12 protein-coding genes are annotated in these 16,389 nt (G+C 67.2%); 1 reads left to right on the top strand and 11 read right to left on the bottom strand.

Features of this window, described 5'->3' with window-relative positions; genetic code table 11:
• Window positions 1-226 precede the first annotated feature (226 nt).
• Window positions 227-781 (top strand): Rv3235 family protein, encoded by a 555-nt coding sequence (locus tag AC0IX4_RS17070; protein WP_471830055.1) that lies wholly within the window; start codon window positions 227-229, stop codon window positions 779-781.
• 2 nt (window positions 782-783) lie between these two features.
• Here AC0IX4_RS17070 and secA read toward each other — a convergent pair whose 3' ends face one another.
• From secA to manA, 11 genes are all read right to left on the bottom strand, one after another.
• Window positions 784-3,693 (bottom strand): preprotein translocase subunit SecA, encoded by a 2,910-nt coding sequence (gene secA / locus AC0IX4_RS17075; protein WP_471830057.1) that lies wholly within the window; start codon window positions 3,691-3,693, stop codon window positions 784-786.
• Between the two features lie 224 nt (window positions 3,694-3,917).
• A complete protein-coding gene (gene hpf, locus AC0IX4_RS17080) occupies window positions 3,918-4,715 on the bottom strand; it encodes a ribosome hibernation-promoting factor, HPF/YfiA family (protein WP_471830059.1) in 798 nt (265 codons plus the stop codon).
• A gap of 237 nt (window positions 4,716-4,952) precedes the next feature.
• Window positions 4,953-5,621, bottom strand: coding sequence for a ComF family protein (locus AC0IX4_RS17085; RefSeq protein WP_471830061.1), 669 nt, complete (start codon window positions 5,619-5,621; stop codon window positions 4,953-4,955).
• Window positions 5,622-5,668: 47 nt separating this feature from the next.
• Window positions 5,669-7,444: an MtrAB system accessory lipoprotein LpqB gene (gene lpqB, locus AC0IX4_RS17090; protein ID WP_471830063.1), complete on the bottom strand. Its 1,776-nt coding sequence runs from the start codon at window positions 7,442-7,444 to the stop codon at window positions 5,669-5,671.
• Window positions 7,441-9,126 carry an MtrAB system histidine kinase MtrB gene (mtrB, locus tag AC0IX4_RS17095; protein ID WP_056069166.1) on the bottom strand — a complete coding sequence of 562 codons (1,686 nt, stop codon included), beginning with the start codon at window positions 9,124-9,126 and terminating at the stop codon, window positions 7,441-7,443. Before mtrB ends, lpqB begins: the two co-directional genes overlap by 4 nt.
• A gap of 29 nt (window positions 9,127-9,155) precedes the next feature.
• On the bottom strand, window positions 9,156-9,833 hold the full coding sequence (gene mtrA / locus AC0IX4_RS17100) for an MtrAB system response regulator MtrA (protein WP_042573229.1): 678 nt from the start codon (window positions 9,831-9,833) through the stop codon (window positions 9,156-9,158).
• Between the two features lie 5 nt (window positions 9,834-9,838).
• Window positions 9,839-10,522 (bottom strand): dTMP kinase, encoded by a 684-nt coding sequence (locus AC0IX4_RS17105; RefSeq protein ID WP_471830066.1) that lies wholly within the window; start codon window positions 10,520-10,522, stop codon window positions 9,839-9,841.
• Window positions 10,523-10,559: 37 nt separating this feature from the next.
• On the bottom strand, window positions 10,560-12,056 hold the full coding sequence (gene ahcY, locus AC0IX4_RS17110) for an adenosylhomocysteinase (protein ID WP_042573227.1): 1,497 nt from the start codon (window positions 12,054-12,056) through the stop codon (window positions 10,560-10,562).
• Between the two features lie 84 nt (window positions 12,057-12,140).
• Window positions 12,141-13,301, bottom strand: a complete 1,161-nt coding sequence (locus tag AC0IX4_RS17115) for an alkane 1-monooxygenase (protein WP_471830068.1) — start codon at window positions 13,299-13,301, stop codon at window positions 12,141-12,143.
• A 188-nt stretch (window positions 13,302-13,489) separates the two neighbouring features.
• The gene (locus AC0IX4_RS17120) at window positions 13,490-14,917 is read right to left on the bottom strand and encodes an amino acid permease (RefSeq protein ID WP_156388310.1); all 1,428 of its coding nucleotides are present in this window, start codon (window positions 14,915-14,917) and stop codon (window positions 13,490-13,492) included.
• Window positions 14,918-15,109: 192 nt separating this feature from the next.
• Window positions 15,110-16,354 carry a mannose-6-phosphate isomerase, class I gene (gene manA / locus AC0IX4_RS17125; protein ID WP_471830069.1) on the bottom strand — a complete coding sequence of 415 codons (1,245 nt, stop codon included), beginning with the start codon at window positions 16,352-16,354 and terminating at the stop codon, window positions 15,110-15,112.
• Window positions 16,355-16,389 lie beyond the last annotated feature (35 nt).

The following is a 16,389-nucleotide window of genomic DNA, read 5'->3' on the forward strand; positions in this document are numbered from 1 at the left end:
GACTGCGACGACATCAGTCTCGCACGGCGTCGACCGTCGACACCGACCACGATCGCCGACGTTCGTCCCGGTGTGTCGGTTCCGGCCGACAGCCGGACATTCCCCTCCGTGCAGGAACGCTCGCTGTGACGCGTCACCGCGTTGTCCGTGCGGGACCGACTCGTGTTCTCCGCGTGTGAAACTCCCCGCAGGACGCTCACTCCGCACATACCGGGAAGGACCACCCATGCCCACCGATTCCGTCCACGTTCGACGACTTCCCCGGTCCGAACCACCCGCCGTCGGCGGGCACGACCACAGGTGCGCGGGGACGCGTGCCACCGCACCGACAGGCGGAGACGGAGCCGTTCGACGGTCCGGGTCCACCGTGTCGGCGCCGCGGACCGGCCCCCACTCCGGGCGCTCGAACGCGGCTCGCACGACAGCACCCGGTGCGCCGCGTACAGGCGCCGCCGCACGCCACGTCGCGGACCGGACGTTGCGTTTGGCCCTCGAGGTGATCGACGGCAGGCGCCAGGCGACATCGCTTCGTGCCGTCCTGGCTCCGTCGGTCGTCGGGCTGGTGGGAGCCCTGTCCACCGCGGCCGTACCCGGGCGATCACTGGGTGCCGCCGTGGTGCGGACAGTGCATGTACGACCGGTGGGCGACGACACCGACGACGTCGAGATGTTCGGCACCTACACCCGCGGCGACCGGGTGTTCGCCGTCGCGGGACGCCTCACTGCTCGACGGTCCACGTCGACACCTGCCTGGACGTTGACAGCCTTACGGCTGTCCTGACATCACTTGCGGCGCTTGGGCTTCGCTGCCCGCTTGACCGGCTTGGCGCTGGTCCGTGCCGCCTCGCGACGCTCGCGGCGCGTGGCGGATCCGGCATCGTTCGACCGATCGGACCCGGAGGCCGACCCTGCTCGGCGCACCGAGGTGCCGCCGCTCTCGTCGGGACCGGAGAACGTCAGCCTGCCGGTCTCGTCGTCGTCGAGCCCCTTCGCGCGCAGCGCTGCGGGTGCTGCCTTCCGCAGTTCGGGCGCCGGAGCCTCGCGGGGCGCTGCGGGGGCAGCGGGCGCGGCCGTCTGCGCCGCAGGAGCAGCGGCGGGACGAGAAGCACCTGCGGAGACCGGTGACTGCAGCCCTGCACCGACCTGCAGACCGGCAGCGGCGGCGGGACTCGGCGCAGCGGCTTCGACCTGGAGGTTGAACAGGAACCCGACGGATTCCTCCTTCAGGCCCTCGAGCATCCCGGTGAACATGTCGTAGCCCTCACGCTGGTACTCCACCAGCGGGTCACGCTGCGCCATGGCACGCAGGCCGATGCCCTCTTTCAGGTAGTCCATCTCGTAGAGGTGCTCGCGCCACTTGCGGTCGAGGACGGACAGCAGCACCCGACGCTCGAGTTCACGCATGCCGCCCTCACCGGCGATCTTCTCGATCTCGGTCTCACGCCGGGCGTACGACGCGCGAGCATCCTCGAGGACGGCCTCGCGCAGATCGTCGCGGGAGAGGTCGCCCTTCTCGCCGTACTCGTTCTCCGTCGTGAGATCGGTGTGCTCGATGCCGACCGGGTAGAGAGTCTTCAAGGCGGTCCACAGTTGGTCCAGATCCCAGTCCTCGACGTAGCCCTCGGACGTCGCACCGTCGACGTACGCGGTGACCACGTCGGTGATCATCTGTTCGACCTGGCCCTCCATGTCCTCACCGCGCAGGATCCGACGACGCTCCTCGTAGATGACGGTGCGCTGCTGGTTCATCACCTCGTCGTACTTGAGGACGTTCTTGCGGATCTCGAAGTTCTGCTGCTCGACCTGGGTCTGAGCGCTCTTGATCGCCTTCGAGACCATCTTCGCCTCGATCGGCACGTCGTCCGGAAGGTTGAGACGGGTCATGATCGATTCGAGGGCAGCGCCGTTGAATCGGCGCATCAACTCGTCACCGAGCGAGAGGTAGAACCGGCTCTCACCGGGGTCGCCCTGGCGTCCCGAGCGGCCGCGAAGCTGATTGTCGATGCGGCGGGAGTCGTGGCGCTCGGTTCCGAGCACGTAGAGACCGCCGGCGTCGCGGACCTTGTCAGCGTCCTCCTTGACCTGCGACTTGACCTGCTCGAGCGTCGGCTCCCACGCGGCCTCGTACTGCTCGGCCGTCTCGACCGGATCCAGACCCTGCCCACGGAGAGCGAGGTCGGCGATGATGTCCGGGTTACCGCCGAGCACGACGTCGGTACCACGGCCTGCCATGTTGGTCGCCACCGTGACGGCACCGGAGCGGCCGGCCTCGGCGATGATCGTCGCCTCCTGCTCGTGGAACTTGGCGTTCAACACGTTGTGGGCGACGCCGCGCTTGGTGAACTGCTTGGACAGGTACTCCGAGCGCTCGACGCTGGTGGTACCGATCAGAACCGGCTGGCCCTTCTCGTGCCGCTCCACGACGTCGTCGACGACGGCGCTGAACTTGGCTTCCTCGCTCTTGTAGATGAGGTCGCCGTTGTCCACTCGCACCATCGGACGGTTGGTGGGGATGGGGATGACGCCGAGCGAGTAGGTCTGGTGCAGCTCCGCTGCCTCGGTCTCGGCGGTGCCGGTCATACCCGAGAGCTTGTCGTAGAGGCGGAAGTAGTTCTGCAGGGTGATCGTGGCGAGGGTCTGGTTCTCGGCCTTGATCTCCACCTTCTCCTTGGCCTCGATCGCCTGGTGCATGCCCTCGTTGTAGCGGCGTCCGACCAGGATGCGACCGGTGAACTCGTCGACGATGATGACGTCGCCGTCGCGGACGATGTAGTCCTTGTCGCGCTGGTAGAGCTCCTTGGCCTTGATGGCGTTGTTCAGGTAGCTCACCAGCGGAGAGTTGGCGGCCTCGTACAGGTTGTCGATGCCCAGCTGGTCCTCGACGAACTCGACGCCCGCCTCGTGCACACCCACGGTGCGCTTCTTGATGTCGACCTCGTAGTGGAGGTCCTTCTTCATCATCGGGGCGATGCGCGCGAATTCCGGGTACCACTTCGACGATGCGTCGGAGGGGCCCGAGATGATCAGCGGCGTCCTGGCCTCGTCGATGAGGATCGAGTCGACCTCGTCCACGACGGCGAAGTTGTGTCCACGCTGGACCAGGTCGTCCAACGAGTGCGTCATGTTGTCGCGCAGGTAGTCGAACCCGAACTCGTTGTTGGTGCCGTAGGTGATGTCGGCGGCGTAGGCGGCCCGGCGCTCGGCGGGCGACATCCCGGACAGGATGACGTCGACGCTCAGACCGAGGAAGCGGTGGACACGACCCATCCACTCGGAGTCACGCTTGGCCAGGTAGTCGTTGACCGTGACCACGTGCACGCCGTCGCCGGACAGTGCATTGAGGTAGGCGGGAAGGACGCAGGTCAGGGTCTTGCCCTCACCGGTCTTCATCTCCGCCACGTTGCCGAAGTGGAGGGCGGCGCCGCCCATGACCTGGACGTCGAAGTGACGCTGCGACAGCACGCGCTTCGACGCCTCGCGGGCTACCGCGAATGCCTCGGGCAGCAACTCGTCGAGGGTCTCCCCGTCTGCGTGGCGCTTCTTGAATTCGTCGGTCTTGGCGCGGAGCTCGGCATCGGACAGGCTCTCCACGTCCGGCGACAGGGACGAGACGTGGTCGGCGATGTGCTTCAGCCGCTTGACCATGCGACCTTCACCGACACGGAGCAACTTGGACAACGACAACGTCGGCACGGGCTATTCGTCCTCAATATCGGGTACGTGGGGCAGTGGACCCGCATCGCCGGAACTCGGACGATGCGTCTCGACGCGGGGGGCCTCGCAGTCCCCAGCGCAACCATCGTAGGCGGCGCTCCTGACAATGTGCTGTGAGGTACGGGTACGAGTCCTCGCGCGCAGCGCATCGGGCGCCCGCACGAAGCGAGCGCCCGATGCGACGCGGACGAACCTGCGCGGCGTCAGGTCAGACGGAGCAGCCCGTAATCGAACGCATGGCGGCGGTAGACCACCGACGGCAGATCCGATTCCTTGTCGTGGAAGAGGAAGAAATCGTGACCGACCAGTTCCATCTCGTAGAGCGCGTCGTCGACGGTCATCGGTACCGCCGAGTGCTCCTTGATGCGCACGACCGTGCCGGGACCCTCCACTGAGGGCTCGTCGGCGACGGGTGCGGAGTCGACGGGCGCCGTGTCGGCTTCCTCGATCAACGCTGCGGTGGCCTCGGCGACGGATACCGGACGCTTCTCGCCGTAGTGCACCTTGCGGCGGTCCTTGGTACGTCGGAGGCGACTCTCGAGCTTGGTCGTGGCGGACTCGAGCGCCGCGTAGAAGCTGTCCGCGCAGGCCTCGGCGCGGACGACGGGACCCTTACCGCGCGCGGTGATCTCGACTCGCTGGCAACTCTTGGACTGTCGACGGTTGCGTTCGTGGAACAGCTCGACGTCGAACAGGTGGATGGTGGGATCGAAGCGCTCGAGACGAGCCAGCTTCTGGGAGACGTAGAGGCGGAAGTGTTCGGGGATCTCGACGTTGCGGCCCTTGACGACGACTTCGGCCGTGGGCTCGTCGCCGGCGCTGCTGTCGGTCGTGTCGATCGTCGGCGCATCGTCGAAGTAGACGGAATCCGAAGAGGTGTCGGTGGTGTCGGTGCGGTCGGCGGCATTCTGGTCCGGGACGTTGCCGTGCGCTTCTCGTGGGTGGGCGTGCACCCGATGCGTGCTGGTGTGTGCAGTCGTCGCTGGTGACGTGGTCGTCATACGTACCTCCCGATAAGAGGCTGCGCCGAAATGTCTTCGCGCGCAGCGGAAGAACGGTGACACCGGAGCGTGGACCGCCCGGCGCCGAGTGGTGAGGCATCACCTCCCAACCCGCATCTCGCGCTCTCGGATCGCTGCTTCGAACGTGGCCCTGACCGTAGTCGCTCCCCCATTGCTCTGCCACCGTTCATACGATATTCACGGCACCTTTTCAGACTCGTCGTCCGCGGCGGTCGATCACCCGACGGCGGCGACGACGAGCACCGCGTCGACCCGGGCGCCGACCCGCCTCAGCGCGGCGACCGATTCCGCGGCGGTGGTCCCGGTCGTCAGCACGTCGTCGACGAGAACGACCCCGGTTCGCGCCGGGTCGCCCGGCAGTGATCGCCACGCGCCGATGCGGCCACCCAGGTTCTCGGCGCGCTCCCGTGCGGACAGACCGACGGAATCCCGGACCCGCCCGTCGACACGCAGGATCGGTGCCACCGTCACCACCTCGGGAACCAACACCGCGGCAGCGGCACGGCAGAACCGTGTCACGGGGTCACCTCCGCGCAGACGCGCGGCACGGCGTCGTGACGGCGCCGGCACCAACGTCAGCGGGCTCAGTTCGTGCGGGTCGATCTCACCCTCCGAGCGGAGCCACCGCGTCGCCCCGGCGAGAGCAGTGCCGAGCGGCTCCACCAGCGCCCGAGCGCCCTTCTCCTTGACCGCGACGACCGCGTGCCGACGGACGCCGGAATACGGACCGAGAGCCCAGCACGGCACGCCAGGGTCGACGCGAGGGTGCACGCGCACGGGCGGATGCGCCGTCGCCGCACGACAGGCGTCGCACCACCAGGTGTCGGGGCGGCCGCATCCCCCGCATTCGCGGGGCAGGACCAGATCGAGCAGCGACGTCAGCACGGACTCACAGTGCTCCGGGGGTACGACACCACGGCCGTGCCGACCGTTCAGCCGGGCAGGACGGGCACCGATTTCGTCCCGGTCAGACCGGGAACCTCACGCCAGTACCGATCGCTCGCGGGGTCGCTGTCGTCGATCTGGAACACCGCCCGGGAGTCGGCCACGAAGGTGCTCGACGCCGACGCGTCGACCGCGACCACCGGTGCCGTGAGATTGCGACTGGGGAGCCCGTCGAGGCGCGACCCGTCGACCGCGACCTGGACGATGGGAATGTCCGTCGCGGCACGCGCCACCACGACGGTGTCCCCCGTGCTCCAATCGAGCGACAGTGCGGCACTGGCGAGTCCGCTGGCCACGGCCTCGGGTTCGCGCAGCGAGTACGTGCCGTCCGCACGGCGGACGACCACTGCGACGTACACCGCACCGTCGACGATCATCGCCGCCCGGACACCGTCCCGAGAGAGACGCAGTTCGGTGATCTGACCGCCCAACTCGGCGATCTCGGTGGAATCGACGTCCACCACCGACACCTGTCCCGTGGCCGGATCGCGTACCGCTCGCTTGACGACGGCTCCGTCCACGACCGCCCATACGGCGTCCTTGTCCGGACCCCAGGTGGGTCGGGTGATGGATCCGCCCTCGGCCACCGGGAACGCGTTTCCGCCGTACGAGCCGATCAGCAGCGCGTCGGGGGGTTGGGGTGCCGCGCGACCCGTGTCGGACACCGCGGCAACCAAGGTCCCGTCGCTGGACAGAGCGATGGACCGCATGTTGTTGACGGTGCCGAAGTATCCGGGAACCGGTGTCACGCCGTCGGTTCCGATGCGGACCAGCCCCCCGTTGCGCAAGGCGTGCAGTCCCACGTCGGCTCCCGCCACCGCGAGCGGATCGAAGTCGGACACCTCCGCCGTGGTCCACCCGTCGGGGTAGGCGGGGTCGAGTGGCGCCCCGTCGACGAGAAGGACGTAGGGCCCGGACACTTCCGCTTCGGCGAGGGTCCAGATCATCTGTGCCGCCAGGAGTTCGCGGGTGGCGCGGTCCAGCGCACCGGCCCCGCGGAAGTCGATCCGCACACCGCCGAGGCCGATACCGACGGCACTGGTACGGCCGTCCGCCTTGGTGATCGCGCCGGCGGTAGTGACGCCGTTCAGGACGTTGCGCACGGCCGGTTCGAGCGAGAGTCGCGGTCCCGCCTGCAGCAGTGCGGTCAGAGTCTCCGTCATGCGGTCCTGAGTCGTGTTGACCCACCGCTGGTCCGGCACCAGCGACGTTCCCGTGGGGTCGACGAAGTACAAGGACTTGCGCTGATAGGAGTTGAGGAACTGGGTGCGGTCCATGACCACGCCGGACGGCAGGTCGTCGATCCTCCACTCGCCGTCGACACGGGCCAGCGTCACCTGCGTCTCGAAGGACCCCTGCTCAGCGCGGTACTGACCGCCCTGATCGAGCTGACCCACCCGGTTGGCGCGGATCGTGTACTGGGCCGCGTCGCTCGACCGGGAATCCTCCAGCACGTCGACCTTGTCGACGACGATCGCGCTCGCGCCGTCGTTCCACTCCGACGCGGCATCGGTGGTGAGGAACTGTCGCGCTCCCGCATGGTCGTCCGCCGGATCGGTACTGGCCTTGACGAAGTCCCGGACCAGCAGATTGGGTTCGCGACCGGTCGCGGGAACCGGCAGCTCGTCGGCGACGGGACCCCGTGCCACGGTGCCGATGGCCTGCGGCGCCGACGACGCCGGGAGCGAGGCGCAACCCGACACCAGCAGTGCCAGCACGGCTGCCAGGACGACGGCCGCGGCGGGTGCACGAGACGGCCTCACGTCGTCCGCTCCCCGGCGGAGGCTCCCACGCCCGTGGGACGCGCGGCGGGAATGGGCTGCCCCTGGGCGTAGCGCTTGGTCGTGGGTCGCAGCGGAAGTGGGCTGGACACCACCTTGCGTCCGCGGACCCGCGGAATGGTGAAACGGAAGTACGCGCCCCGGCCCGGTTCTCCCCACGCTTCGAGCTTGCCGTCGTGCAATCGGGCGTCCTCCAAGCTGATCGCCAGTCCCAGGCCGGTGCCGCCGGACCGCCGCACGCGGGAGGGGTCGGACCGCCAGAAACGGTTGAAGACCAGCTTCTCCTCGCCGGGCCGTAATCCGACGCCCTGGTCGCGGACGACGAACGCCACCGCGTCGTCGTCGGCCCGCAGCCGCAGCAGCACCGGCTTGCCCTCGCCGTGGTCCAGCGCGTTGGCCAGCAGGTTACGGAGGACGCGCTCGACGCGGCGTGGGTCGACCTCGGCCATGACGGCGGTGTCCGGCATGTCGATGATGACTTCCGTGCCGGTGTCCTTGGCCAGGTGGCGCACGGTCGACACCGCGGCACGCGCACACATGCGCACGTCCAACAGTTCCGACGCGAGTTCCGCGACGCCGGCGTCGTGACGGGAGATCTCGAGCAGGTCGTTGAGGAGCGTCTCGAATCGGTCGAGCTCGGCCACGAGGAGTTCGGACGACCGTTTGAGCAGCGGGTCCAGACTCTCGCTCGCATCGTGGATCAGCTCGGCCGCCATCCGGACCGTCGTCAACGGAGTGCGGAGTTCGTGCGAGACGTCGGAGGTGAACTGTCGCTGCAGGTTTCCGAACTCCTCGAGCTGCGTGATCTGTTTGGACAGGCTCTCGGCCATCTCGTTGAAGGACATGGCGAGGCGGGCGATGTCGTCCTCGCCGCGCACGGGCATCCGCTCCTTGAGCCGCCCGTCCGCGAACCGGACGGCGATGCGGGACGCCGATCTGATGGGCACCACCACCTGGCGTGCCACCAGCATCGAGATCGCGGCGAGCAACACCATCAACGCGGCGCCGCCGAGCAACAGCGTGCCGCGGACCAACGCCAGACTGCGGTCCTCACCGGCGAGCGGGAACACCAGATACAACTCCAGCGTCGACAGGTCCGACGCGGTCGGACTGCCCACGATCAGCGCGGGTCCGGAGTAGCCGTCGGGCTCGGACACCGTCGCGTACTGGTAGCTCACCTGCCCGGCCTGCACGAACGAGCGCAGGGTCAGCGGAATCTGATCCGCGGGTCCGGTCGACGACTCCCCGCGGGCGCCGTCACCGGGCACGATCAGAACCGGATCGAACGTGCCGGCGGAACTGCTGTCCGCACCGCTCTCCGTGTCGCGGCTGGTCAGGCCGGATCGCGCCAGTTCGAGCCGGTTCGACAGCGACGTGGAGTCGTCACCCGCGAGCTGACTCTCGACGGACCCACGCGCACGGTCGAGTTCCTTGGTGGCGGCCTCGATCTTGGTGTCGAGGAGTCGGTCGGTGATCTGACTCGTCAGGACGACACCGAGGACCGTGATGACGATCAGGGACAGCGTCAGCGTCGAGACGACGACGCGGAGCTGGAGCGAGCGACGCCATGCGTGCCCGGCAGCCGCCCACACCGACCGGGACCATCTGACCAGGGGCGAGAAGGTTCCGTTGATGCGGCGGCGGGAGCGAGAGGTGAAGATCACCGACGCTCACGCCCCCGAACGTGCGGTGGTCACGGCGGGCCGGCCTTGTAGCCGACGCCGCGGACCGTCAGGACGACCTCGGGGTTCTCCGGGTCGGTCTCCACCTTCGCGCGCAGGCGCTGGACATGGACGTTGACCAGCCGGGTATCGGCGGCATGGCGGTAACCCCACACCTGTTCGAGCAGCACCTCGCGGGTGAACACCTGGCGAGGCTTGCGCGCGAGAGCAACCAGAAGGTCGAACTCGAGAGGGGTCAGCGAGATGAGGACACCGTCGCGAGTGACCTTGTGCGCCGGCACGTCGATCACGACGTCGCCGATCGAGAGCAGCTCGGCCGGTTCTTCCTCGGTCCGTCGGAGCCGGGCTCGCACCCGTGCCACCAGCTCCTTCGGCTTGAAAGGCTTCATGATGTAGTCGTCCGCACCCGACTCGAGCCCGAGCACCACGTCGACCGTGTCGGTCTTCGCCGTCAGCATCACGATGGGAACACCGGAGTCCGCTCGCAGAACTCGGCATACGTCGATGCCGTTCATGCCGGGAAGCATGAGGTCGAGCAGGACGAGATCGGGGCGGTTCTCGCGAACAGCGGCGAGTGCTTGCGTGCCGTCACCCACCACGAACGGCTCGAATCCCTCGCCCCGAAGGACGATGGTGAGCATCTCGGCCAGAGCCGTGTCGTCGTCGACAACCAGAATTCGTGGCTTCATGGCGACTATCGTGACATCCCGTCGTACTCGGCAGTCTGATTGAGAAGGTCGGCGGCGAGTCTCGGGGTATCGAGCGTGTCGCCATCGGCCTGCGCGCCGTTCACGACGAACCACGGTGACACCCACGACGCGGCCGCCAGTCCGGCGTACACGGCCGCGGTCCGCGACTGCAGACCGCTGTCGCGCTCGTACACGTCTCGCGCGCGGGACGGGTCCTGCTGCTCCCTACCCTTCGCGCGTTCCTCCGCCACGTCGACAGGTACGTCGAGAAGTATCTGGGCGGTCGGCGTCGGCAGGAGGAGTCGATCGAACTCCAGCGCGCGGACCCACTCGACCATGTCCCCGTCGGCGTCCTGATGTACGCGAGCTGCCGAGTAGGCGGCGTTCGAGGCGACGTAGCGATCGAGCAGAACGACGTCGTGACGGTGCAGCATCCGACGGAGGTCGGATGCTGCACCGGCACGGTCCAACGCGAAGAGGACAGCCATCGAGTTCACACCGGCGGCAAGATCACCGTGCTCGCCGGCGAGGGCTTCCGCTGCCAGATCGGCGTGGATGGACTCGCCGTACCGCGGAAACGCGACACGGACGGCGTCGATCCCGGTGGCCTCCCAGGCACGCGTCAGCACCGACGACAGCGTGAATTTGCCTGCGCCGTCGACACCTTCGATCGCGATGAGTACACCCATCGACCCGGTTACCGCCTGTCCTGCTCGGTGAGACGACTCAGTAGCGGTAGTGCTCGGGCTTGTACGGCCCTTCCACGTCCACACCGATGTACTCGGCCTGCTCCTTCGACAGCTTGGTCAGCTGTCCACCGAGCGCCTCGACGTGGATCTTGGCGACCTTCTCGTCGAGGTGCTTGGGAAGGCGGTAGACCTCGTTGTCGTACTCGTCCGGCTTGGTCCACAGCTCGATCTGAGCGATGACCTGGTTGGAGAAGCTGTTGCTCATGACGAAGGACGGGTGGCCGGTGGCGTTACCCAGGTTCAGCAGACGGCCCTCCGACAGCACGACGATCGACTTGCCACTGGAGAAGATCCACTGGTCGACCTGCGGCTTGATGTTGATGCGCGTCGATCCGGACCGCTCGAGGCCGGCCATGTCGATCTCGTTGTCGAAGTGGCCGATGTTGCCGAGAATGGCCTTGTCCTTCATCGACCGCATGTGCTCGAGCGTGATGATGTCCTTGTTGCCCGTCGCCGTGATGACGATGTCGGCGTTGCCGATGGCCTCGTCGACCGTGACGACGTCGTAGCCGTCCATCAGCGCCTGGAGCGCATTGATCGGATCGACCTCGGTGACCTGGACGCGGGCGCCCTGGCCGGCCAGCGACTCGGCGCTGCCCTTGCCCACGTCGCCGTAACCGCAGATGAGAACCTTCTTGCCACCGATCAGGACGTCGGTGCCGCGGTTGATGCCGTCGATCAGCGAGTGGCGGGTGCCGTAGGTGTTGTCGAACTTGCTCTTGGTGACCGAGTCGTTGACGTTGATCGCGGGGAACGTGAGCTCTCCGGCGGCAGCGAACTGGTACAGGCGCAGCACGCCCGTGGTGGTCTCCTCGGTGACACCCTTGACGGAGTCGGCGATGCTCGTCCACTTGGTGGCGTCCTGCGCGAGCGACTCACGCAGCAGGCCGAGGAACACCTTGTACTCGTCGGAGTCGTGGTCCTCGTCGACGGGAGGCACGACGCCGGCCTTCTCGAACTGCGCACCGCGCAGCACGAGCATCGTGGCGTCTCCACCGTCGTCCAGGATCATGTTGGCGTGGCGGGGGGTGCCGTCCTCGGCCACCGGCCAGGTCAACATCTTCTCCGCGGCCCACCAGTACTCGGCCAGCGACTCGCCCTTCCAGGCGAAGACCGGGATTCCCTGCGGATCCTCGGGCGTGCCGTGCGGACCGACGACGATCGCGGCGGCTGCGTGATCCTGGGTCGAGAAGATGTTGCACGACGCCCAGCGGACCTCCGCTCCGAGCGAGACGAGCGTCTCGATGAGCACGGCGGTCTGGACCGTCATGTGCAAGGAACCCGAGACGCGGGCGCCCTTGAGCGGTTGGACGTCGGCGTACTCACGACGCAGGGACATCAGGCCGGGCATCTCGTGCTCGGCGAGCCCGATCTCCTTGCGCCCGTACTCGGCCAGTGAAAGATCTGCGACCTTGAACTCGATGCCGCCGCGGATATCTGCCTGCGGCGCCTCGGTGGTTGTGGATGTCGTCATTATGTAATGCCACTCCTGTCGGCTGGTGATCACCGTCCAGGCTATCGGCTCACCGTCCCCGGTGCGTGTGTCGGGGGTTGGCGATCAGGCCGCGTCGGCCCTGGAGGGGATGGATGCCAGCAGTCTCTCCAGACCCGCGCGGTCGTGCGGACGGAGGTTCGCACGGGTGATGTCACCGTCGTAGTGCGCGAGGACACGGGGATCCATGACCCGCCTCCACAGCGGGGGCACCATCGCCAGCACCACCATCGTCGCGTAGCCGGCGGGGAGCTGAGGCGACTCGTCGAACGTCCGGAGCGTCTGGAAACGGCGTCCGGGATTGGCGTGATGGTCGCTGTGTCGTTGCAAGTGGTAGAGGAAGATGTTGGTGACGATGCGGTCGCTGTTCCAACTGTGCCGGGGAGCGCATCGCTCGTAGCGGCCACGTGCCGTCCGCTCGCGGAGCAGCCCGTAGTGCTCGACGTAGTTGACCGACTCGAGAGTCAGGATGCCGACGAATCCCTGCAGCAGCAGGAACGGCACCACCGTCGCACCGAACACGGCGACCAGTGCGGCCACGAGGACGACCGACAGTGCCCAGGCGTTCAAGACGTTGTTGCGAATCGACCACACCCCGACGCCTTTGCGCGCGAGACGCGAGCGTTCGAGTTCCCAGGCGGAGGTCACCGCACCGCTGATGCTGCGAGGGAAGAAGCGGTACAGCGACTCGCCGAGGCGCGCGCTGGCCGGATCCTCCGGGGTGGCGACGCGGGCGTGATGGCCGCGGTTGTGCTCGACGTAGAAGTGTCCGTAGAAACTCTGAGCGAGCGCGATCTTGGCCAGGCGACGCTCCCCCGTCTCCACCCGATGCCCCAGTTCGTGGGCTGCGTTGATGCCGATGCCGGCCACCAGGCCGACGCTCACGGCGTACCCGATCTTGTCCAGAGCGGACAACGACCCGAAGGCGACGAGATAGCAGGCGACGACCAGCCCCGCGTACTGCACCGGGAGGAACATGAACGTGCACCACCGGTAGAAACGGTCGCCCTGCATGTCGTGGACGTCCGCCTCCGGCGGGTTCGCACCGTCCTCACCACCGATGATGTCCATCACCGGGATGGCGACGAAGAACAGCATCGCCCCGCTCCACCAGAACGCGGAGATACCGGTATGCAGCACCAGTTGGGACGGAAGCAGTGCGGAAGCAGGGGCGAGCATTCCCAGTAGCCAGAGCAACTTCTTGGGATCGTGCCACCGCCGCGACATGCTTCACACTCCTCGACACCCGGATTCGGAACGCTTCGGGGTCGGAGGCTCGGCGCAGTCACCGACACGAACATCGGTGCGGACCGAAACAAACCTCTCGACCTGAATCCGAGTGTAGATCAAGTTCGAGGCCAGGAGTGCAGTCTCCGTTCGTGATATCGGTTCGTGATAGGCGAGTTATTTCGTGATCATCGACTGTCATCCGCGCGCTGCCGGGCTCCGAGAACGGAGTGACGACGGCTGTAGACGAAGTACACCGCGATTCCGAGCACCATCCACACGACGAACCGTAGCCACGTCTCGACCGAGAGGTTGAGCATCAGCCACAGGCACGCGAGAACCGCCAGAACAGGAACGAGGGGTACCAGCGGGACGCGGAAACCGCGCTCGAGATCCGGGCGAGTGCGCCGGAGCACGACCACGCCGATCGACACCAGGACGAACGCGAACAGAGTTCCGATGTTGACCATCTCCTCCAGCGTCCCGATGGGGAAGAAGGCCGCGAGGATTCCCACGACGACACCGACGACGACGGTGATGCGTACCGGCGTTCCGCGCTTGCCCGTCTTCGCCAGGCGGCGCGGCATCAGGCCGTCGCGGGACATGGCGAACAGCACCCGGGACTGGCCGAGCATGAGCACCATGACGACTGTTGTCAGGCCGGCCAACGCGCCGAACGAGATGATCTTCTGCGCCCAGGTGATGCCGTTGAGTTCGAAGGCGGTGGCCAATGTGGCGCTCTCACCTGCCAACTCGGTGTAGTTGACCATTCCGGTGAGCACCAGGGTGACCGCGACGTACAGGACGGTCACGATCAGCAGTGAACCCAGGATTCCGCGCGGCAGCGCCTTCTGCGGGTTCTCGGCCTCCTCGGCCGTCGTGGCCACCACGTCGAAGCCGATGAAGGCGAAGAACACCAGACTTGCCGCTGCCAGCAGTCCGTACCACCCGAAGTTGCTGCCGCCGGCGCCGGTCAGAGCGGAGAAGAGCGACTGGGTCAGGCCCGATTCCTTCTCCGCGGGCACGGCCGGGGGAATGTACGGCGAGTAGTTCGCAGCCTTGATGTAGAAGGCACCGACCACGACGATGAGCAGCACCACCCCGACCTTGACGGCGGTGATGACCAGCGACACCCGCGAGGACAGCTTCACACCCGTCGCCAGCAGGACGGTGAGCACGATGACGATGAGCAGTGCACCCCAGTCGACGTCGATCCCGCCGACCGAGACCACGGGCGACGAGGTGCCCAGTACCTCACCGAGGTAAAGGGACCATCCCTTGGCGACCACGGCCGATGCAAGGGCGAACTCGAGGATGAGGTCCCACCCGATGATCCAGGCGACGAACTCCCCGAAGGTCGCGTACGAGAACGTGTACGCGCTGCCGGCGACGGGAACAGTCGACGCGAACTCCGCGTAGCAGAGGGCAGCCAGACCGCAGGCCACCGCGGCGAACACGAACGCGAGCGAGACCGACGGTCCTGCGACGTTGCCCGCGGTACGCGCGGTCAGCGTAAAGATGCCGGCGCCGACGGCGACCGCGACTCCGAAGACCGTCAGGTCCCAGGACGACAGACTCTTCCGGAGTTTGGTGTCCGGCTCGTCCGTGTCGCGCATCGACTGCTCGATGGACTTGGTCCTGCGAAGGCCCGTGCGACGCGTACTGTGCGCGTCATTGCCGTCGATACTCACCGTCGGATCTCCTCACCTCACGCCCGCGTCGATCGACGACGCTCGTCGCGCCATCGTGACACGCGAGGACTACCCGGATGCGCGCTATCGACGCGTGTCGTGCGAGGTTCGCCCGTATCAGCGACCGACGCCGGCGACGAACACTCGCGCGGAATCGCTGATCGCACACAGCGACGGATCGGGATCCGAGGCCGCGATCCACACGGCGCTCCCCCGTTCCATGATCAGAACGGTGTCGCCGGAGGAGATCTGGACACGGCCGTCGACGCAGAGCACGATCCGCGGAGCCGGGTCGCCCGCGTGCCCCAGTACCCGCGGCCGTCCGCCGTCCGTCGTCGCGGTGAGTCCGATGGCGATCAGCGCGAATTCCGGTGCGGGAGTGGGGTAGAGAACTGTGCCGTCGTCCCCGGTCTCGGACTCGAGTATCGGTGATGCCAGCGGTTCGAAGTCGAGCACCCGCAGCAGTTCCGGCACATCGACGTGCTTGGGGGTCAATCCCCCACGCAGGACGTTGTCCGAGTTGGCCATGATCTCGACGGCCGTTCCGCGAAGGTAGGCGTGCAGGTTGCCCGCATCGAGATACAGGGCCTCCCCCGGCTGCAGCGTCACACGGTTGAGCAGCAGGGCCGCCAGGACACCCGCGTCCCCGGGGTAGTACTCACCGAGTTCCAGCACCGTCCGCAATTCGGGAACGAAGGTCCGGTCGCCGGTGTCGTCCGCTCGCTCCAGCGCCCGCACGCAGGCGTCGATGACAGCGGGCAACAGCGTGTCCAAGGCGCGCTGCGGCAATGTGATCCACGAGGTGAACAGCGTTCGGAGCCCGCTCGCGTCGGGCTGCCCGTCCAGCATGTCGGTGTACGGCCGCAGTTCGTCCGCGCCGATCAGACGGAACAATTCCACGGTCTTCGACGGAGTCCTGAAGCCCGCGAGCGCATCGAATTCGGTGAGCGCGACCACCAGTTCGGGCTTGTGGCTGGCGTCGCGGTAATTGCGCGTCGGCGCGTCCACCGGCACTCCGGCCGCGTTCTCTCGACGGAAACCCTCGCGTGCCTGATCGAGCGACGGGTGGGCCTGCAGGGACAACGGCTCCTCGGCTGCCAGAAACTTCACCAGGAACGGCAGCCGGTCACCGAAACGGTCCAGCACCGACCGACCGAGCAGCGAACCGGGGTCCGAATCGATCGCGTCCAGCAGTGACACCGCTCCGGCCGAGGTGCGCAGCTGAGCGGGATCGCCCGGGTGCGCACCGAACCACATCTCCGCTTCGGGATGACGTGTGGGCGCCGGAACCCCGCGGAGTTCGGCGAGTGCCGTGCGCGACCCCCATGCGTAGGACCGTGCTGCTCCGTCGAGAAGGTTCACCGACCACCGCCTGTCATCCGTGGGACGTTCGATCG

The sequence above is a fragment of the Rhodococcus sp. AC861 genome, assembly GCF_979256035.1.